The organism is Streptomyces sp. NPDC058678 (assembly GCF_042714835.1).
Lineage (GTDB): Bacteria > Actinomycetota > Actinomycetes > Streptomycetales > Streptomycetaceae > Streptomyces.
The window spans coordinates 1-20,009 of the sequence record NZ_JBHXSG010000026.1; the positions used below are offsets into that span (position 1 = coordinate 1).

The 20,009-nt window shown below is 69.0% G+C and carries 17 protein-coding genes; 13 read left to right on the top strand and 4 right to left on the bottom strand.

Features of this window, described 5'->3' with window-relative positions:
* The first annotated feature begins 207 nt into the window (after positions 1 to 207).
* The 3 genes from ACFWWR_RS23215 (at position 208) to ACFWWR_RS23225 (ending at position 4,571) form a co-directional block, all read left to right on the top strand.
* Positions 208 to 909 (top strand): HAD family hydrolase, encoded by a 702-nt coding sequence (locus tag ACFWWR_RS23215; RefSeq protein ID WP_384305065.1) that lies wholly within the window; start codon positions 208 to 210, stop codon positions 907 to 909.
* Positions 910 to 1,318: 409 nt separating this feature from the next.
* Positions 1,319 to 2,923, top strand: coding sequence for an ABC transporter substrate-binding protein (locus ACFWWR_RS23220; protein WP_384305067.1), 1,605 nt, complete (start codon positions 1,319 to 1,321; stop codon positions 2,921 to 2,923).
* 67 nt (positions 2,924 to 2,990) lie between these two features.
* Positions 2,991 to 4,571 (top strand): ABC transporter substrate-binding protein, encoded by a 1,581-nt coding sequence (locus ACFWWR_RS23225; protein WP_383865047.1) that lies wholly within the window; start codon positions 2,991 to 2,993, stop codon positions 4,569 to 4,571.
* 70 nt (positions 4,572 to 4,641) lie between these two features.
* Here the strand turns inward: ACFWWR_RS23225 and ACFWWR_RS23230 are convergent, their stop codons facing one another.
* Both ACFWWR_RS23230 and ACFWWR_RS23235 read right to left on the bottom strand, forming a co-directional pair.
* Positions 4,642 to 5,313 (bottom strand): response regulator transcription factor, encoded by a 672-nt coding sequence (locus tag ACFWWR_RS23230; protein WP_166628136.1) that lies wholly within the window; start codon positions 5,311 to 5,313, stop codon positions 4,642 to 4,644.
* Positions 5,314 to 5,327: 14 nt separating this feature from the next.
* Positions 5,328 to 6,314, bottom strand: a complete 987-nt coding sequence (locus ACFWWR_RS23235) for a RecB family exonuclease (RefSeq protein ID WP_384305069.1) — start codon at positions 6,312 to 6,314, stop codon at positions 5,328 to 5,330.
* Between the two features lie 173 nt (positions 6,315 to 6,487).
* Between ACFWWR_RS23235 and ACFWWR_RS23240 the strand changes: the two genes are divergently transcribed.
* The 3 genes from ACFWWR_RS23240 to ACFWWR_RS23250 all read left to right on the top strand — a co-directional run bounded on the left by ACFWWR_RS23240 (position 6,488) and on the right by ACFWWR_RS23250 (position 9,882).
* The gene (locus ACFWWR_RS23240) at positions 6,488 to 8,110 is read left to right on the top strand and encodes a site-2 protease family protein (protein ID WP_383865041.1); all 1,623 of its coding nucleotides are present in this window, start codon (positions 6,488 to 6,490) and stop codon (positions 8,108 to 8,110) included.
* Positions 8,111 to 8,156: 46 nt separating this feature from the next.
* Positions 8,157 to 9,059: a tRNA (adenine-N1)-methyltransferase gene (locus ACFWWR_RS23245; RefSeq protein WP_383865038.1), complete on the top strand. Its 903-nt coding sequence runs from the start codon at positions 8,157 to 8,159 to the stop codon at positions 9,057 to 9,059.
* Positions 9,060 to 9,303: 244 nt separating this feature from the next.
* Positions 9,304 to 9,882 carry a hypothetical protein gene (locus tag ACFWWR_RS23250; protein WP_383865035.1) on the top strand — a complete coding sequence of 193 codons (579 nt, stop codon included), beginning with the start codon at positions 9,304 to 9,306 and terminating at the stop codon, positions 9,880 to 9,882.
* A 57-nt stretch (positions 9,883 to 9,939) separates the two neighbouring features.
* Here ACFWWR_RS23250 and ACFWWR_RS23255 read toward each other — a convergent pair whose 3' ends face one another.
* The gene (locus ACFWWR_RS23255; protein ID WP_383865032.1) at positions 9,940 to 10,245 is read right to left on the bottom strand and encodes a ferredoxin; all 306 of its coding nucleotides are present in this window, start codon (positions 10,243 to 10,245) and stop codon (positions 9,940 to 9,942) included.
* A gap of 243 nt (positions 10,246 to 10,488) precedes the next feature.
* Here ACFWWR_RS23255 and arc point away from each other — a divergent pair, with 243 nt between their 5' ends.
* From arc to prcA, 5 genes are all read left to right on the top strand, one after another.
* Positions 10,489 to 12,255, top strand: coding sequence for a proteasome ATPase (gene arc / locus ACFWWR_RS23260; protein ID WP_383865029.1), 1,767 nt, complete (start codon positions 10,489 to 10,491; stop codon positions 12,253 to 12,255).
* Positions 12,256 to 12,488: 233 nt separating this feature from the next.
* Positions 12,489 to 14,000: a depupylase/deamidase Dop gene (gene dop / locus ACFWWR_RS23265; RefSeq protein ID WP_383865026.1), complete on the top strand. Its 1,512-nt coding sequence runs from the start codon at positions 12,489 to 12,491 to the stop codon at positions 13,998 to 14,000.
* A gap of 156 nt (positions 14,001 to 14,156) precedes the next feature.
* Positions 14,157 to 14,372, top strand: a complete 216-nt coding sequence (locus tag ACFWWR_RS23270; RefSeq protein ID WP_030038375.1) for a ubiquitin-like protein Pup — start codon at positions 14,157 to 14,159, stop codon at positions 14,370 to 14,372.
* A 149-nt stretch (positions 14,373 to 14,521) separates the two neighbouring features.
* Positions 14,522 to 15,367 carry a proteasome subunit beta gene (prcB, locus tag ACFWWR_RS23275; RefSeq protein ID WP_383865022.1) on the top strand — a complete coding sequence of 282 codons (846 nt, stop codon included), beginning with the start codon at positions 14,522 to 14,524 and terminating at the stop codon, positions 15,365 to 15,367.
* A gap of 71 nt (positions 15,368 to 15,438) precedes the next feature.
* Positions 15,439 to 16,185: a proteasome subunit alpha gene (gene prcA, locus ACFWWR_RS23280; protein ID WP_383865019.1), complete on the top strand. Its 747-nt coding sequence runs from the start codon at positions 15,439 to 15,441 to the stop codon at positions 16,183 to 16,185.
* Positions 16,186 to 16,237: 52 nt separating this feature from the next.
* Here prcA and ACFWWR_RS23285 read toward each other — a convergent pair whose 3' ends face one another.
* The gene (locus tag ACFWWR_RS23285) at positions 16,238 to 17,254 is read right to left on the bottom strand and encodes a LacI family DNA-binding transcriptional regulator (protein WP_384305071.1); all 1,017 of its coding nucleotides are present in this window, start codon (positions 17,252 to 17,254) and stop codon (positions 16,238 to 16,240) included.
* Between the two features lie 116 nt (positions 17,255 to 17,370).
* On the opposite strand from ACFWWR_RS23285, the gene ACFWWR_RS23290 reads away from it, so the two are divergent.
* Both ACFWWR_RS23290 and pafA read left to right on the top strand, forming a co-directional pair.
* A complete protein-coding gene (locus ACFWWR_RS23290) occupies positions 17,371 to 18,630 on the top strand; it encodes an MFS transporter (RefSeq protein ID WP_383865013.1) in 1,260 nt (419 codons plus the stop codon).
* 9 nt (positions 18,631 to 18,639) lie between these two features.
* Positions 18,640 to 20,001, top strand: coding sequence for a Pup--protein ligase (gene pafA / locus ACFWWR_RS23295; RefSeq protein ID WP_053192758.1), 1,362 nt, complete (start codon positions 18,640 to 18,642; stop codon positions 19,999 to 20,001).
* Positions 20,002 to 20,009 lie beyond the last annotated feature (8 nt).

The window sequence follows — 20,009 nt, forward strand, 5'->3', positions numbered from 1 at the left end:
TCCACCTCTCCGAGGAATTCCAGCTCCACCCCGAACAGTCCACCGACGCCATCGTCATCCACCACCCCGAAGCCAAATACTTCAACGCACGCTGAGACACGTCTCACCGAGCGCGCTGACCGGATAAGTCGTACACTGGTCGGTCCATCGCAGGCCGGTTCCCCATGTGGGAACCGGCCTGATCGTCCCTCAAGGAGGTGCGCCCGGATGACCAGTACGGTCCCTGCGCCAGACACTCGTACGGCCGAAGGCTCAGCCCTGCAAGCCGTGCTCCTCGACATGGACGGAACCCTGGTGGACACCGAGGGCTTCTGGTGGGACGTCGAGGTCGAGATCTTCGCCGGCCTCGGTCACACCCTCGACGACTCCTGGCGCCATGTCGTGGTCGGCGGCCCCATGAGCCGCAGCGCGGGGTTCCTGATCGAGGCCACCGGTGCCGACATCGCTATCGCGGAGCTCACCGGGCTGCTGAACCAGGGCTTCGAGGACCGTATCGACCGTGCCCTGCCGCTGATGCCGGGCGCGACCCGTTTGTTGGCCGAACTTGCCGCGCACGAGATCCCGACGGCCCTGGTCTCCGCGTCGCACCGGCGCATCATCGACCGGGTGCTCACCTCGCTCGGTCCCCAGTACTTCGCCCTGACGGTCGCCGGTGACGAGGTGGGGCGCACCAAGCCGCACCCCGATCCGTATCTCTTCGCCGCCGCCGGCCTCGGCGTGGATCCGGCCAGATGCGCGGTCGTCGAGGACACCTCGACCGGCGTGGCTGCGGCGGAGGCAGCGGGCTGCCATGTGGTGGCGGTGCCCTCCGTGGCGCCCATCGCCCCGGCCGCCCGGCGCACCGTTGTGACCTCGCTCGAAGAGGTGGACCTGGCATTTCTGCGCGGCCTGATGACGGAAATGCCTTAGGCGTTCACCCAGCGTGCAGCGCCGATAGGGTACTAATTCCACGAGGGTAATTCGGCCGCGACGGACGGCCGAATTCCGGTATTGGATCAGACCGCGGAGGATGTGACGTTCCCCACTCGGCGCGGGGTCGACAGGGTGCCGGGTGCATGGTCTTCGCTCCCTGTCGAGGCGCTGAGGCGTGCCCTTGTGTCCTGATTCGTGAAACCCTGCACTAATCCTTCCGTCCTCGGGTTTTCGGTCTGTCCGCAGCCGGTTTCGCTGCGTGATGGGGCCTCAACTCCGGTGGCTGCGAACCGTCCTGCAGGTGCGGACTAATCTCCTAGCGAGAACCTCGCCCTTACCCCGTGATCCGCTGCGACACCCATGCATGCCGGGTACACGGACTCGACAGCTCTGGAGAAACTCGAGCATGAACCGCAAGACTTTGGTGCTGCCGGCCGTGATCGGCCTGCTCGCGCCGGTGCTCGCCGCCTGCGGTGGGTCCGGCAGCGGGAGTGACAACGACGGTGCGATCGTCGTCGGCACCACGGACCGGTTCACCGCCTCGAAGGACGCCCCCGCGCCTCTCGACCCGGCGTACGCCTACGACGTCGGCACCTGGAACATCCTGCGCCAGACCGTGCAGACCCTGATGATCCAGCCGAAGGGCGAGGGTGAACCCGTACCGGAGGCCGCCCAGAGCTGCGGCTTCACCGACTCCGGCAACGAGCGCTACGCCTGCAAGCTCCGGGACGGCCTGAAGTTCGCCAACGGCGACGCCGTCACCGCCGAGGACGTGAAGTTCTCGATCGACCGCGCCCTCGCCATCAAGGCCGACAGCGGTGTGTTCGCCCTGCTGTCCACCATCGACACCATCGAAACGCAGGGCGACAACGAAGTCATCTTTCATCTCAAGACCGCGGACGCCACCTTCCCGTTCAAGCTGTCGACCCCCGTCGCCGGCATCGTCGACCCGGACGACTACGAGAAGGGCAAGCTGCGCGACGGCTTCGACGTGGACGGCTCGGGCCCGTACACGCTGCGGGCCGAGGTCAAGAACGACGAGCTCGTCGACGCCGTGTTCACCAAGAACCCCAACTACAAGGGGACGCTGAAGGTGAACAACGACGAGATCAGCCTGCGCTCCTTCGAGGGTGCCGACGCCATGGGGACCGCGCTCGACAAGGGCGACATCGACGTGATGACCCGCACCATGTCGCCGGAGCAGATCAACAAGCTCACCAACGCCACGGACGGCGACATCGACATCGTCGAGACGGCCGGCCTGGAGATCCGCTACCTGGGCTTCGACACCAACGCCCCGACGGTGAAGTCCAAGGCGGTCCGCCAGGCGATGGCCCAGCTGATCAACCGCAGCGAACTCGTCTCCAAGGTCTACGGCTCCCAGGCCGAGCCGCTGTTCTCCATGGTCCCGGCCAGCATCACGGGTCACTCCAACGCGTTCTTCAACAAGTACGGCGACCCGAACGTCACCAAGGCCAAGTCCCTGCTGAGCCAGGCCAACGTCACCGCCCCGGTGAAGCTGACGCTGCACTACACGACCGACCACTACGGCCCGGCCACCAAGCAGGAGTTCGAGGTGCTGCAGAAGCAGCTCAACGACAGCGGCCTGTTCGACGTCAGCATCGAGGGCGCCCCCTGGTCGACCTTCCGCTCCGCCGAGCAGAAGGGCGAGTACGACGTCTACGGCATGGGCTGGTTCCCGGACTTCCCGGACGCCGACAACTACCTCGCGCCGTTCCTGGACAAGGACAACACCATCGGCTCGCCGTATGTGAACAGCGAGATCCGCAACACCCTCATCCCGGAGTCCCGCCGTGAGGCGGACCGGCTGTCCGCGGCCGCCAGCCTGACGGACATTCAGGACATCGTCGCGGACGACGTTCCCGTCCTGCCGCTGTGGCAGGGCAAGCAGTACGTCGCCGCCCGCGACGACGTCACGGGGACCGCGTACGCGCTCAACTCCTCCTCGACTCTTCAGCTGTGGGAGCTCGGCCGTGGTGTGAGCGGCTGAACCTCCCCTGCCCGGGGCCCGGGAGGGTGGCCCCGGGGTCCCGAAATCGACGACAAGGCACCTGCTCGTGAATAAGCGCAACCCGTGGCCGGTCCTGCCCATCGTGGCAGGGCTGGCCTCCGGCCTGTTGACCGGCTGCGGAACGGGGTCCGGCGACTCCGGGGGGAGCGGCTCCTCGGTGGTGATGGGGATGTCCGACGACGTCCTGGCCACCGACCCCGCCTCCGGCTACGACCCCGGCTCCTGGCTGTTGTTCAACAACGTCTTCCAGTCGCTCCTGAGCTTCCCCAGGGGCGCCACGGAACCGCAGCCGGAGGCCGCCGAGGAGTGCTCCTTCACAGACACGCGGACCCAGGTCTACGAGTGCACCCTGAAGGACGGCCTCAAGTTCAGCAACGGTGACTCGCTCACCTCAGAGGACGTCAAGTTCTCCTTCGACCGCATGCTGAAGATCAACGACAACGCCGGTCCCGCGATCATGTTCCCCATGCTGGAGAAGGTCGAGACCCCGGACGAGAAGACGGTGGTCTTCCACCTCAACACGCCGGACGCCACCTTCCCGAGCAAGATCGCCTCGGGTGCCGGCTCCATCGTCGACCACACCCAGTACGACGCCGACGGGCTGCGCGAGGACGGCGAGGCCGTCGGCTCCGGCCCGTACGAGCTGGACTCCTTCGGCGAGGACGAGGCCGTCTTCTCGGTCAACGAGAACTACGAGGGCACCGCCGACCCGCAGAACACCGGCGTCACGCTGAAGTTCTTCCACGGAGACCAGTCCGCACTGAAGAAGTCCCTGCTCGACAACAAGGTCGACATCGCCTACCGCGGCCTGTCCGCGAGCGACATCGCCGACATCGAGCAGGCCGACGACAGCTCCGGCGTGGAGATCGTCGAGGGCAGCAGCGCCGAGGTCCAGCACCTGGTCTTCAACATGGACGACCCGGTCGCCGGACAGCTCGGCGTCCGCAAGGCCATCGCCCACCTGCTCGACCGCGACGCCCTCATCAAGGACGTCTACCAGGGCACCGCCACCCCGCTGTACTCGATCATCCCGGCGGGCATCTCCGGCCACAACACGGCCTACTTCGACACCTACGGCGCCCGCCCCTCCAAGGCCAAGGCCGCCGCCGCCCTCCAGGCCGACGGCATCACCGGCAAGGTGAAGCTGACCCTCTGGTCGACCCCGTCCCGCTACGGCCCCGCCACCGACGACGAGCTGACCGCGATCGCCGAACAGCTCAACGCCAGCGGCCTGTTCGACGCCGAGGTGCAGTCCGTCGCCTTCGACCAGTACGAGCAGGACATCGCCGACGGCAAGTACGGCGTCTACGTCAAGGGCTGGGTGCCCGACTACCCGGACGCCGACAACTTCACGGCCCCCTTCTTCGGCGAGGGCAACGTGCTGAGCAACAACTACGCCAACAAGGCGATCACCGGCACGCTCATCCCGCAGACCGCCGCCCAGAGCGACCGCGCCGCGACCGACGACCCCTACGGCAAGCTCCAGGACATCGTCGCCGACGAACTCCCGGTCCTGCCCGTCTGGCAGGCCAAGCAGTACGCCGTCACCCGCGACGACGTCTACGGCCTGGAGTACTGCCTCGACGCCTCGACCGTGTTCCGGTTCTGGGAGCTCAGCAAGGGCTGAACAACGGCCGTACGAACGCCGAGGGCGCCCCCGCTTGTGAGCGGGGGCGCCCTCGGCGTCGTAGGACCGCTTACTGTGCGCCGGGGCGCACCAGTCCGCTCTCGTACGCGTACACCGCCGCCTGGACCCGGTCGCGCAGCCCCAGCTTGGTGAGGACGTGACCGACGTGCGTCTTGACGGTGGTCTCGCTGACGAAGAGGTCGGCGGCGATCTCCGCGTTGGACAGGCCGCGCGCCACCAGCTTCAGCACCTCCACCTCACGGTCGGTGAGGGTGTGCAGCGTGTCCGGGACCGGTTCCTCGCCGGACGGCAGATGCGTGGCGTACTTGTCGAGAAGCCGGCGCGTGATGCTCGGCGCGAGCATCGCCTCGCCCGCGGCCACCACCCGGATCGCCTGGACCAGCTCGTTGGCCGGGGCGTCCTTGAGCAGGAACCCGCTGGCTCCCGCGCGCAGCGCCTCCACCACGTACTCGTCGAGGTCGAACGTGGTCAGCACCAGCACCTTGGCCGGACCGTCCCGCCCGGGCCCGGTGATCTGCCGCGTCGCCTCCACACCGTCCATCCGCGGCATACGGATGTCCATCAGCACCACATCGGGCTGCAGTGCACGCACCTGGTCGATGGCCTGGAGGCCGTCTCCGGCCTCGCCGACGACCGCGAGATCCTGCTCGGCCTCCAGAATCATCCGGAAGCCGGTACGCAGCAGCGGCTGGTCGTCGACCAGTAGGACGCGGATGGCCACGTAAGTCTCCTTCGCTAGTCCGGCCCCATTCTGCCCTGCGTCGCGTCCCCGGACTCCAGCGCCCTCACCGCCAGCGGATACGGCGGGGGAGTGCCGCCGAACTCCGGGCAGTGGGCCTGGTGGTCGCACCAGCCGCACAGCTTGGTGGGGCGGGGCCGCCATTCGCCGGTGTCCGTGGCCTCCCGGATCGCCTCCCACAGCGCGTGCAGCTTGCGCTCGACGCGCTCCAGGTCCGCGAGGACGGGGTCGTAGGTCAGGACGTCACCGCTGCCGAGGTAGACGAGCTGGAGCCGGCGCGGGATCACGTTCTTCAGCCGCCACACCACCAGGGCGTAGAACTTCATCTGGAACAGGGCACCCTCGGCGTACTCGGGCCGGGGCGCCTTGCCCGTCTTGTAGTCGACGATCCGCACCTCACCGGTGGGCGCCACGTCGACCCGGTCGATGATCCCGCGCAGCTTCAGCCCGGAGTCCAGCTGGGCCTCGATGAACAGCTCGCGCTCGGTGGGCTCGAGCCGGGTGGGGTCCTCCAGCGTGAACCAGCGCTCCACCAGCCGTTCCGCCTCGCCGAGCCAGCGCGCCAGCCGCTCGCCCTCCGGGTCGTCGGCGAACAGCTCGACGACCTCGGGGCGACTCTCCCTGAGCCGGTCCCACTGGCCGGGGATGAGCGACTTGGCGCGGGGCGCGGTCCGCTCCACGGCCGGGGCGTCGAAGAGCCGCTCCAGCACCGCGTGCACCAGCGTGCCTCTGGTCGCCGCCTCGCTCGGCTTCTCGGGCAGCCGGTCGATCACCCGGAACCGGTACAGCAGTGGGCACTGCATGAAGTCACTGGCACGCGAGGGCGACAGGGAGGTCGGCGCTATGGCCGTGGACCGGACCGGGGCCGACGTGGCCGCGGTGTCCACTGCCTCTGTCGCCGCCGGCTCGGCCGTGACCGGCTGCTCCACCTCTGTGGTGTCGCCGCCGGTGGCCGCTGTGACGCCCTCTGCGCTCGTCTCCATGACGACAGACCATACGGCCCGCCACTGACAGTGACCCAGTCGCGGTCGCGGCCGGTGCGAGGACGGAGGAAACACGGGGGTGCCGGGCGGAACGGGTCGCGACTGCCGCATACCATCGACCCGAGACCCTCCCGTCCGGCAGGCGCGGGAGACGCTTCGAACGAGGGGACACCGTGGACGAGAGCGGCGGTAGCGGACAGCCGCGGCCCGGCAACGACGAGTCGGCCGAGCACCACGCAGCACCTGCGACCCCGGCCCCGGATCCCGCACGCCCCGACCCGGCCCCGAAGCCCACCGGCACCGACAAGACCACTCCACCCGACGAACCGACCATGGTCGTACGACGGTTGGACCCGCCCCACGAGGACGAAACGGGGAGCGCCGCGACGGACAGCGACGCCGAGCGCCCCGAGGAGCAGGTCCCCGCAGACCAAGCGCAGGGCCCAGACGCCGCCCCGCCGCCCGCCGCCACGACCCGCCCCGAGGGCCGCCCTCACACCGAACCCCCCGTCGGCGATCATGCGCCCGCCGCCCCCACACCCGGCCCCGAGGACCGCCCCCACCACGACACCACTGCCGCCGACCGCACCCTCGCCCACTCCGGTCTCGCCAAGGGCCGTCCGCCCAGGCGCCCCCGGGAACCCGGGCCCGGCGGTGGGCTGCTGATGGGGCGGCCGTTCGGGGTGCCGGTGTATGTCGCGCCCAGCTGGTTCCTCGTCGCCGCCCTGATCACCTGGGTGTTCGGCGGCCAGCTGGACCGCGTGCTGCCGGAGCTCGGCGCCGCCCGCTACCTGGTCTCCCTCTTCTTCGCGATCGCCTTCTACGCCTCCGTGCTCGTCCACGAACTGGCCCACACGGTCGCGGCCCTCCGCTTCAAGCTGCCCGTCCGCCGCATCCAGCTCCAGTTCTTCGGCGGGGTCTCCGAGATCGAGAAGGAGGCCGAGACCCCGGGACGGGAGTTCTGGCTGGCCTTCGTCGGCCCGCTGCTCTCCCTCGCCCTCTCCGGCCTCTTCTACCTCGCCCTGCTGCCCGTCGAGCCCGGCACGGTCCCGGGCGTGCTGCTGGCCGGCCTGATGATCTCCAACCTCATCGTCGCCGCCTTCAACCTCCTGCCCGGCCTGCCCCTCGACGGCGGCCGCATGCTCCGCGCGATCGTATGGAAGATCACCGGCAAGCCGATGAGCGGCACCATCGCCGCCGCCTGGGTCGGCCGCGCCCTCGCCGTCTGTGTCCTGATCGGCCTTCCCCTGCTCACCCAGTCCGGGGCGCTCGGCTCCAACGCCGAGGACAACGTCGGCATGGACACCGTCATGGACGCCCTGCTCGCCGCGATCCTCGCCGCCATCATCTGGACCGGCGCCGGCAACAGCCTGCGCATGGCCCGCCTGCGCGAGCACCTGCCCGACCTGCGGGCCCGCAACCTCACCCGCCGCGCGGTCCCCGTGGAGACGAACACCCCCCTCTCCGAGGCCCTGCGCCGCGCCAACGCGGCCGGCGCCCGCGCCCTGGTCGTCGTCGACGCCGACGGCAACCCGCTGTCCCTCGTCCGCGAGGCCGCCATCGTGGGCGTGCCGGAGCACCGCCGTCCCTGGGTCGCCGTCAGCGGCCTCGCCCAGGACCTCACCGAGGGGATGCGCGTCTCCGCGGAGCTGGCCGGTGAGGACCTCCTGGAGACCCTGCGCGCCACCCCGGCCACCGAGTACCTGGTCGTCGAGGAGACCGGCGAGATCTACGGTGTCCTGTCGGCGGCCGATGTGGAGCGGGCTTTCGTGAAGGCGATGGCCCGCCCGAACTGAACACCGGGTGGTCGGCGCATCCCCCAAACGCCGGTAGGCTGGTCACATGTCCGAACCGACCGGTGCCGCCCGCAGGCGCGGGCCCTTCAAGGTCGGGGACCAGGTTCAGCTGACCGACCCCAAGGGCCGCCACTACACGTTCACGCTCGAGGCCGGGAAGAACTTCCACACCCACAAGGGTTCCTTCCCGCACGACGAACTGATCGGTGCTCCCGAGGGCAGCGTTGTCCGCACCACCGGGAACGTCGCCTACCTCGCGCTGCGCCCCCTGCTCCCCGACTACGTCCTGTCCATGCCCCGCGGGGCAGCCGTCGTCTACCCGAAGGACGCGGGGCAGATCCTCGCCTTCGCCGACATCTTCCCCGGCGCACGCGTCGTCGAGGCCGGCGTCGGCTCCGGCTCGCTCAGCAGCTTCCTGCTGCGCGCCATCGGCGACCAGGGCATGCTGCACTCCTACGAGCGCCGCGAGGACTTCGCCGAGATCGCCCAGCAGAACGTGGAACGCTACTTCGGCGGCCCGCACCCGGCCTGGCAGCTCACCGTCGGCGACCTCCAGGACAACCTGAGCGATCCCGACGTCGACCGGGTCATCCTGGACATGCTCGCCCCGTGGGAGTGCCTGGAGGCCGTCTCCAAGGCGCTCGTCCCCGGCGGCATCCTGTGCTGCTACGTGGCGACCACCACCCAGCTCGCCCGGACCGTCGAGTCCATCCGCGAGATCGGCTGCTTCAACGAGCCGTCCGCCTGGGAATCGATGATCCGCAACTGGCACGTCGAGGGCCTGGCTGTCCGCCCGGACCACCGGATGATCGGCCACACCGGCTTCCTGCTCACCGCCCGCCGCCTCGCCGACGGCGTCGAGCCGCCCATGCGCCGCCGCCGCCCCGCCAAGGGCGCCTACGGCGATGACTACACGGGCCCCAACGCCGACGCGGGCGCAGGCCGCTAGAGCACGCTCCCGGGGCGGCCCCCTGCCGCGACAACGCACAAACGCCGTGGCCGAGTTCCCCCAGACCTCCGGGAACTCGGCCACTGCGCATCCATGTTGACGCGGAGCCAGAATCCGTGGAAACCATGGCTCGGCCCGCAGAGCCAGTGCCCTGTGAACTGCCACCCCGCCGTTCCCCCGCACTGTGACGTGTGGCACCATGCAGGCCACCCCCACCGGTACAGCCCCACGGGAGACACTCCTAGTGCAGCAATCCGCCGTCCCGGAACTGGCACACACCCACACTCGTCCGATCCACTGGGTCGCCACCGCGACGGCCGTCGCCGCGGTGGTGGCCCTCTCCTCGGTCCTGCAACCCAACCCGGCCACGGCGGCCCAGGCGGCCGGCCCGGAGACCAAGGGCGCCCCGGCCGTCACCGCGCCCCCCGACCCCACGGGTGTCGACTTCCCGATCGAGTGCGGTCGCGTCAAGGAGCTCGTGCTGAAGAAGGCCTCCGGAGACCTTGACGGCGACGGCAGGCCGGAGACGGTGGTCGTGGTGCACTGCGACGCGGCGATGGGAACACCGCCCGACGGCGTGTACGTCCTCACCCGGGCGGCGGAGGGCGGCAAGCCCCGGGTGGTCGCCACCCTGGTCGACCCCAAGGACCGACGCACCGTGACCGACTTCGCCCTCCGGGACGGAGCCGTCCTCGCGACGCTCCTCGGCTACTCGTCCGCCGACGTGCCCAGTTGCTGCCCGGACGTCAAGGACAGCGTGAAGTGGGCGTGGAAGAACGGCGCGTTCGTGCGCTCGGCACCCGCCGGAGCACAGAACGTCTGAACCGCGCAACCCACGCTGTGAGAAATCAGACAGCGGTGACGGGATGTGGCGGCAAGGTCACTCGGCGTCAGGGCCGTAGAGCTCGACCTTGTCCGATACGCGGCGGACGTGGATGCAGTCGCCCGGACATTCCTTCGCGGAGTCCACCACATCGGTGAGAAGCGGCAACGGTACGGGCGTTGTGGCGCCCTTGTCCTGAAGGAGCTCGTCGCCGGAGCCCTTCACGTAGGCCAGGCCGTCGATGTCGAGCTCGAACACCTCGGGCGCGTACTGGGCGCAGATGCCGTCGCCGGTACACAGATCCTGGTCGATCCAGACCTCCAGATCCTCGCTGGTGGCCCCGGCCTGCTGCTGCACGCTCATCTCTCCTGCCGTTTCTGCGTCGAGCCGAACGGGAATCCGGCCAGCTCTGACGGGTGTTGAACACTTTGACCCTACCTCCGGCAGCTTTCCAATCATGTTCGGTGGGTATTCCCCTGGCGTGAGGGAGAGCGCAAGGGTGAAGATCGGACACACCTCGACAGTCTTTTGATCTAGGGGTTTCAATCGACACCCACCCAGGTAGGGTCTGGAAGCGTCCAGCTCCCCTTGGAGGAGGTGAGGACCGTGGCAGCCCACGACGACGACATGAACCGCGGCATCCGCCCGGGACGAGGGTCCGAAGACCCCGTCGGGCAGATTGCCTACCTTGAGCAGGAGATCGCCGTCCTGCGACGTAAGCTCGCCGACTCTCCGCGACACACGAGGATTCTCGAAGAGCGGATCGTCGAGCTGCAGACCAACCTGGCCGGCGTGTCCGCTCAGAACGAGCGGCTCGCCAACACGCTCCGTGAGGCCAGAGACCAGATCGTGGCTCTCAAGGAGGAAGTCGACCGGCTCGCGCAGCCGCCGGCCGGCTTCGGTGTCTTCCTGCAGGCGAACGAGGACGGCACCGCCGACATCTTCACCGGTGGCCGCAAGCTCCGGGTGAACGTCAGCCCCAGCGTCGAGGTCGACGAGCTCCGGCGCGGCCAGGAACTGATGCTCAACGAGGCTCTCAACGTGGTCGAGGCCATGGAGTACGAGAGCGTGGGCGACATCGTCACCCTCAAGGAGATCCTTGAGGACGGCGAGCGCGCCCTCGTGGTGGGGCACACCGACGAGGAACGGGTGGTACGGCTCGCCGAGCCACTGCTGGACGTCGTCATCCGTCCCGGCGACGCCCTCCTGCTCGAACCCCGTTCCGGCTATGTCTACGAGGTCGTACCGAAGAGCGAGGTCGAGGAACTCGTCCTCGAAGAGGTCCCGGACATCGGCTACGAGCAGATCGGCGGTCTGGGCGGCCAGATCGAGGCGATCCGCGACGCGGTCGAGCTGCCGTACCTCTACCCCGACCTCTTCAAGGAGCACGAACTGCGGCCGCCCAAGGGCGTCCTGCTGTACGGGCCTCCCGGATGCGGCAAGACGCTCATCGCCAAGGCCGTCGCCAACTCGCTGGCCAAGAAGGTCGCCGAGGTGACCGGACAGGCCACGGGCAAGAGCTTCTTCCTCAACATCAAGGGCCCCGAGCTCCTGAACAAGTACGTCGGCGAGACCGAGCGGCAGATCCGCCTCGTCTTCCAGCGTGCTCGTGAGAAGGCCAGCGAGGGCACCCCCGTCATCGTCTTCTTCGACGAGATGGAGTCCCTCTTCCGCACCCGTGGCTCCGGTGTCAGCTCGGACGTGGAGAACACCATCGTCCCGCAGCTGCTCGCCGAGATCGACGGTGTGGAGGGTCTGCAGAACGTGGTCGTGATCGGTGCCTCCAACCGTGAGGACATGATCGACCCCGCCATCCTGCGGCCCGGCCGGCTCGACGTGAAGATCAAGATCGAGCGTCCGGACGCCGAGGCGGCGAAGGACATCTTCGGCAAGTACCTCACCGAGCGACTCCCGCTGCACTCCGACGACGTCGGCGAGCACAGCGGCAGCAAGACCAGCACGGTCCAGAGCATGATCCAGACGGCCGTGGAACACATGTACGCCGAATCCGAGGAAAACCGCTTCCTGGAGGTCACGTACGCCAATGGCGACAAGGAAGTCCTCTACTTCAAGGACTTCAATTCCGGCGCCATGATCGAGAACATCGTGGGCCGCGCCAAGAAGATGGCGATCAAGGACTTCCTGGAACACAACCAGAAGGGCCTGAGGGTTTCCCACCTCCTGCAGGCCTGTGTGGACGAGTTCAAGGAAAACGAGGACCTGCCCAACACGACCAACCCGGACGACTGGGCCCGGATCTCCGGAAAGAAGGGCGAGCGGATCGTTTACATCCGAACGCTCATCACCGGAAAGCAGGGTGCGGACACCGGACGCTCCATCGACACGGTGGCGAACACCGGTCAGTACCTGTAAAAGACAGGGCGGCTGCGGGTGCCCTCACCGGGTACCCGCAGCCGACTGTTTTTCGGGCGAGGCTGGAGCAAGGCAATGACGCAAATGATCTCCCCACCAGCGCAGAGGCGTTCTAGGCTCTTCGGTACCGCCGAGTCGCGCAGTGCGGGGACGGGCACCGCACACGCACCGGAGCGCCAGCGGTACTTGAGCGGTGCCCCCGACCGAGGGCGCCGCCGGGCAAGGAGGGCCGCATGACCGTACGGCGAGTAATGGGCATCGAGACGGAGTACGGGATCTCCGTCCCCGGTCACCCCAACGCCAATGCCATGCTCACCTCGTCCCAGATCGTCAACGCCTACGCGGCGGCGATGCACCGGGCCCGCCGGGCCCGCTGGGATTTCGAGGAGGAGAACCCGCTGCGGGACGCGCGAGGCTTCGACCTCGCCCGCGAGGCCGCCGACTCCAGCCAGCTCACCGACGAGGACATCGGCCTGGCCAACGTGATCCTCACCAACGGCGCGCGGCTCTACGTCGACCACGCGCACCCCGAATACAGCTCTCCCGAGGTCACCAACCCCTGGGACGCCGTCCTGTGGGACAAGGCCGGCGAGCGGATCATGGCCGAGGCGGCCGAGCGTGCCGCCCAGCTCCCGGGCGCGCAGCCGATCCACCTCTACAAGAACAACACCGACAACAAGGGCGCCTCCTACGGGACGCACGAGAACTACCTGATGAAGCGGGAAACCGCGTTCTCGGACATCGTGCGCCACCTGACGCCGTTCTTCGTCTCCCGCCAGGTCGTCACCGGCGCGGGGCGCGTCGGCATCGGCCAGGACGGGCACGAGCACGGCTTCCAGCTCAGTCAGCGCGCCGACTACTTCGAGGTCGAGGTGGGCCTGGAGACCACCCTCAAGCGCCCGATCATCAACACCCGCGACGAGCCGCACGCCGACGCCGAGAAGTACCGCCGCCTGCACGTGATCATCGGCGACGCGAACCTCTCGGAGATCTCCACCTACCTGAAGCTGGGCACGACGGCGCTGGTCCTGTCCATGATCGAGGACGGCTTCATCGCCGTCGACCTGGCGGTGGACCAGCCCGTTCGCACCCTCCACCAGGTCTCCCACGACCCGACGCTCAAGCGTCTGGTCACGCTCCGCAGCGGCCGGACCCTCACCGCGGTCCAGCTGCAGATGGAGTACTTCGAGCTGTCGCGCAAGTACGTGGAGGAGCGGTACGGCGCGGACGCCGACGACCAGACCAAGGACGTCCTGGCCCGCTGGGAGGACACGCTCAACCGCCTGGAGAACGACCCCATGAGCCTGGCCGGCGAGCTGGACTGGGTCGCCAAGCGGGAACTCATGGAGGGCTACCGGCGCCGGGACGACCTCGACTGGGATGCCGCCCGGCTGCACCTGGTCGACCTCCAGTACGCCGACGTACGCCCCGAGAAGGGCCTCTACAACCGTCTGGCGGCCCGCGGCCGTATCAAGCGGCTGCTGAGCGACGACCAGGTCGAGCGGGCCCGTACGAAGCCACCGGAGGACACGCGCGCGTACTTCCGCGGCCGCTGCCTGGAGCAGTACGCCGACGACGTCGCCGCGGCCTCCTGGGACTCCGTGATCTTCGATCTGCCGGGCAGGGACTCGCTCCAGCGCGTTCCAACCCTCGAACCGCTTCGCGGAACGCGAAATCACGTCAAGGAGCTCCTGGACCGCTGCCGGACGGCAGAAGACCTGGTCAGGGTGCTGTCGGGCAACTGAGGGGGTACTCGGGGCCGACCCGGTCCCACAGGGTGGAATCCCCGGCGTCCGGGAATCATCGAGGTGGTCCCCGGACGTTGAGGGAACTGCGGGGCCGATCTCGGACCCTGCTTGTAGGGTCTGATCAAGAACGTCGAACCGAGCGGGGTGAGGGTTATGGCGACCAAGGACACCGGCGGCGGACAGCAGAAGGCGACGCGCAACACCGAGGAGGTCGAGGAGGCGCCCGAGGCGCAGGCATCCGAAGACCTCAAGGAGCGCCAGGAGAAGCTGAGCGACGACGTCGACTCGGTACTGGACGAGATCGACGACGTCCTCGAGGAGAACGCCGAGGACTTCGTGCGTTCCTTCGTGCAAAAGGGCGGTCAGTAACGCCCGTTGTCCGTCCCGGAGTCGGCCTGCGCACAGCAGGTCGTCGCCGGGACGGATGACCGGCGTCGGCACGGGTATGGTCCGTGCACAGATTTGATGATCGGCTCGGCCGTTCCCGTCGGGCCGCCGCCTTACGTGGAAGGAATCGCGTGGAAGCCAACCCTCGTAGCACCGGGCGTCTGCCGGCTGCCTTCCTGACGCCAGGCTCGTCCTCCTTCATGGACTTCCTGTCCGAACACCAGCCGGAGATCCTCCCGGGCAACCGGCAGCTCCCGCCCACCCAGGGCGTGATCGAGGCGCCGCACGGCACCACGATCGTGGCCGTGACGTTCCCCGGCGGTGTCGTGCTCGCCGGTGACCGGCGCGCCACGATGGGCAACGTCATCGCACAGCGCGACATCGAGAAGGTCTTCCCGGCCGACGAGTACTCGGCCGTCGGCATCGCCGGCACCGCCGGTCTCGCGGTCGAGATGGTGAAGCTCTTCCAGCTGGAGCTGGAGCACTTCGAGAAGGTCGAGGGTGCGCAGCTCTCGCTGGAGGGCAAGGCGAACCGCCTGTCGACCATGATCCGCTCCAACCTCGGCATGGCCATGCAGGGCCTGGCCGTGGTCCCGCTCTTCGCCGGGTACGACGTGGACCGGGGCAGGGGCCGCATTTTTTCCTACGACGTCACCGGCGGCCGTTCCGAGGAGCACAACTTCGCCGCCACCGGCTCCGGCTCGATCTTCGCCCGGGGCGCCATGAAGAAGTTCTTCCACGACGGCCTGACCGAGGCCGAGGCCACGATGCTCGTGGTGCAGGCCCTCTACGACGCGGCAGACGACGACTCGGCGACCGGCGGTCCCGATGTCGCCCGCCGGATCTACCCGATCGTCACCGTGATCACCGAGGACGGCTTCCGCCGCCTCAACGAGGACGAGTCCTCCGAGATCGCCCGCTCGATCCTGGAACGGCGCCTGGAGCAGCCCGACGGCCCGCGCGCCGCCCTGCTCTAGCCGACGAACCGGTTGGTGACAAGGTGATCCAGGGAATTCGACGGAACTCAGAAGAGAGGGACGGATAACCGGTGTCGACGCCGTTCTATGTCTCACCCCAGCAGGCCATGGCCGACCGGGCGGAGTACGCCCGCAAGGGCATCGCCCGTGGCCGCAGCCTGGTCGTGCTGCAGTACGCCGACGGCATCGTCTTCGTCGGCGAGAACCCGTCCCGTGCGCTGCACAAGTTCAGCGAGATCTACGACCGGATCGGCTTCGCGGCCGCCGGCAAGTACAACGAGTACGAGAACCTCCGCATCGGCGGCGTCCGCTACGCCGACCTGCGGGGCTACACCTACGACCGTGACGACGTGACGGCCCGCGGTCTGGCCAACGTCTACGCACAGACCCTGGGCACGATCTTCTCTTCCGCGGCCGAGAAGCCGTACGAGGTGGAGCTGGTCGTCGCCGAGGTCGGGGAGACGCCCGAGGGCGACCAGATCTACCGGCTGCCGCACGACGGTTCGATCGTGGACGAGCACGGCTCGGTCGCGGTCGGCGGCAACGCCGAGACGATCAGCACCTACCTGGACCAGCGTCACGAGGACGGCATGTCGCTCGCCGGGGCGCTGAAGCTGGCCGTCCAGGCCCTGTCCCGCGACACCAACGGCAGCGAGCGGGAGATCCCCGCGGAGCGGCTGGAAGTCGCGGTGCTGGACCGCACGCGCCCCCAGAAGCGCAAGTTCAAGCGCATCGTCGGCGGCCAGCTCGGCAGGCTGCTGGAGGCCGGCGGAGCGACCACCGAGGCGGAGAGCGCCGAGGAACCCGACGAGAAGTAGCCCACCGGGACCTGCTGTGCCCCGGCCGACCCTCGGCCGGGGCACAGGCGCTTCAGGAGGCCCGCGGTGGCGCCGTGGAGCCCCGTACGACCAGCTCGACGGGAATGTCCCCGGCCTCGGGCGTGCGGCCCTCCAGGACCGCCAGCAGGGCCCGCATCCCGCGTTCGCCGAACAGCTCCGCGTCCAGCCGTACGGTCGTCAGCTCCGGGTCGATGGCGGTGGCCAGGGCGAGGTCGTCGAGCCCGGTGACGGACACGTCGTCGGGCACCCGCAGGCCGAGGCGGCGCAGCGCCTTGTAGGCACCGGCGGCGAGCTTGTCGTCGTCGCAGACCAGCGCGGTCGGCCGGGGGCCGGGGGCGGACAGGGCGGCCTCGGCGGCGGTCACGGCGCCCTCGATGGAGATCGGCGCGCGAGCCGTGCGGACCGTGGTGCCGGGCACGGCGCCGACCCGGGCGGCCAGTTCGTCGGCACGCACCTCGAAGGTCCAGGACGGCACGTCCGCCGCGAGGTGCAGGAAGCGGCGGTGCCCCAGACCGAGAAGGTGCTCGGCGACCTGTCGTACGCCGTCCACGATGTCCAGGTTGACCGTGGCCGCTCCGAGGCTTCCGGAAGGGTCGCTGTCCAGCATCACCAGGGGCAGCTGGTCGCCGCGGATCGCGGTGAGCGCATCGGCGGCCATGGAGGAGGCGATGACGCCGTCCAGGGCGGCCTGCGCGGAGGCGAAGGGGTCCCGCGCGGGGCCGATGCCCTCGGGGGAGGGGTACAGAACCACGCCGAAGCCGTGTTCGGCGGCGACCCGGGCCGCGCCCGTGTAGACCCCCGCGAAGAACTCGGTCGTCAGCGCGGGGACCACCAGCAGCACCGTGCGGGTATGTCCCAGGCGCAGGTTGCGGGCGGCGAGATTGGGCCGGTAGCCCAGCTCGCGAGCGGCCTCCCGGACCCGCTCGGCCGTCGTCTCCGACACCCGTCCGCGCCACTTGTCGCCGAGGACCAGGGAGACCGCGGCCTGGGAGACGCCGGCGACCTGGGCGACGTCACGGCTGGTGGGGCGGGTGCTGCCTCGTGCCACCGGCTGCCTGCTCTTTCGTCTGGACGCGTGAACAGCGCACATGGTACGTATGACGGAGGACGTTATACGTAAAACCTCACGCGTCACCGGCGCACCGGGCGAGCGAAGGGCGGGACATGGCCGCGGGATACCTGGACATCCTCAGGGCGAGGCACGCCGTCCGGCTGCTCGCCGGCACGCTGGTGGGACGGCTGCCGAACGCGACCGCCGCGATCGCGATCGTGCTGTTCGTCCGCGCGGAGGGCGGCACCTACAGCCTGGCCGGCGGGCTCGCGGCCGCGTACGGCGTGGCCAACGCCGTGGGCCAGCCGGTGCTGGGTCGCCTGGTGGACCTGCACGGCCAGCCGCGCGTCCAACTGCCCGCCGCGCTCCTGTCGGCCCTCGCGATGGCCGCCTTCGCCTTCACGGGCACCGACCCGCTGCCGCTCGCCTACGCCGCCGTGGCGGCCGCCGGGCTCTTCACACCGCCCCTGGAGGGCGGCCTGCGCGCGCTGTGGCCGAACGTCCTCGCCAAGGAGGACCAGGTGCACACCGCGTACGCCATGGACGCGGTCGCCCAGGAAATCATGTTCACGGTCGGACCGTTGCTGGTGACGCTGTGCACGTCGCTGTGGTCGGCGCAGGCGGCGCTGCTCGTCCTGAACGCCGTCGGCGTGCTGGGCGCGCTCTCCGTGGTCGTTTCGCCGCCCTCGCGCGCGTGGCGCTCGGCGCCGCGCGAGGCGCACTGGCTCGGCGCCCTCAGGTCCCCAGGACTTCTCGCGCTCCTCGGCGCGTTCCTCTTCGTCGGCATCGCGCTCGGCTCCATCACCGTCGCCTCGGTGCCGTACGCGGACGACAACGGCGGTGACGCGGTGTATGGCTGGCTGATGGCGGGCATCGGCCTGGGCGCGCTCATCGGCGGCGTGTTCTACGGGGCGCGCCGGTGGACCGGCGAGCCTGCCCGGAGACTGCAGGTCCTGGTGGCCTTCCTGGCGGTGTGTTACCTGCCGCTGACGCTGATGCCGGGCGCGGTCGCCATGACACTGCTGACGGTCCTCGCCGGCGTCTTCCTCGCGCCCGCCATCGCCTGCGCGTTCGTACTGGTGGACCGGCACGCCCCGCGCGGGACGGTCACCGAGGCGTTCTCCTGGCTCGTGACGACGTTCACCGTGGGCGCGTCCCTCGGAACGGGCCTCGCGGGTCCGGTCGTCGAGGCGGGCGGGGCCCTGTGGGGCTTCGTCATGCCGGGCGCCGCGGGAGGCGTGTCGCTGCTGGTTCTGCTGGCCACCGGGCGGGTCCTCGCAGCTTCCGCCGGGGGCGCGGTGGTTGCGTCTTCATCGGAAAATGATCCAAACCGTGCTGTCGAACCCCGTTTCAGCTCGGGGGATCGGGCGTAATGTTCACTCATGGACCGCCGCATTTTCGGGCTGGAGAACGAGTACGGCGTCACGTGTACGTTCAGGGGACAGCGGCGCCTGTCTCCCGACGAGGTGGCGCGGTACCTCTTCCGCCGTGTCGTGTCATGGGGCCGCAGCAGCAATGTCTTTCTGCGAAACGGCGCCCGCCTCTATCTCGACGTGGGGTCACATCCGGAATACGCGACACCCGAATGTGACAACGTGACCGAACTGGTCACCCACGACAAAGCAGGCGAGCGCATTCTCGAAGGACTACTGGTGGACGCCGAACGACGCCTGCACGAGGAAGGAATCGCGGGCGACGTCTACCTCTTCAAGAACAACACCGACTCGGCGGGCAACTCCTACGGCTGCCACGAGAACTATCTGGTGGCCCGGCACGGGGAGTTCTCCCGGCTCGCGGACATCCTCATTCCGTTCCTCGTCACGAGGCAGCTTCTCTGCGGCGCCGGCAAGGTGCTGCAGACCCCGCGGGGCGCGGTGTACTGCGTCAGTCAGCGGGCCGAGCACATCTGGGAGGGCGTCTCCTCGGCGACGACCCGCTCCCGGCCGATCATCAACACCCGCGACGAACCGCACGCCGACGCCGAGCGCTACCGCCGCCTGCACGTCATCGTGGGCGACTCCAACATGTCCGAGACGACCATGCTGCTCAAGGTCGGCGCCACCGACCTCGTGCTGCGCATGATCGAGGCGGGCACCGTGATGCGCGACCTCACGCTGGAGAACCCGATCCGGGCGATCCGCGAGGTCAGCCACGACATCACCGGCCGCCGCAAGGTCCGCCTGGCCAGCGGACGCGAGGCCTCCGCCCTGGAGGTGCAGCGCGAGTACTACGAGAAGGCCGTGGACTTCTGCGAGCGCCGCGGCATCCGCACCGGCACCGTGGAACAGGTCCTGGAGCTGTGGGGCCGCACCCTGGACTCCATCGAGGCCGAGGACCTCGACCGGATCGGCACCGAGATCGACTGGGTCATGAAGTACAAGCTCATCGAGCGGTACCGGGCCAAGCACAACATGACCATGTCCCACCCGCGGGTCGCGCAGATAGACCTCGCCTACCACGACATCCACCGGCGTCGTGGCCTGTACTACCTGCTGGAGAAGAAGGGCCAAGCCGCTCGGATCTGCAACGACTTGAAGATCTTCGAAGGCAAGTCGGTTCCGCCGCAGACCACTCGCGCGCGACTGCGCGGCGACTTCATCAGGCGGGCGCAGGAACAGCGCCGTGACTTCACGGTCGACTGGGTCCACCTCAAGCTCAACGACCAGGCTCAGCGCACGGTGTTGTGCAAGGACCCGTTCCGTTCCGTGGACGACCGGGTGGAGAAGCTGATCGCGGGAATGTGAGTCGACGC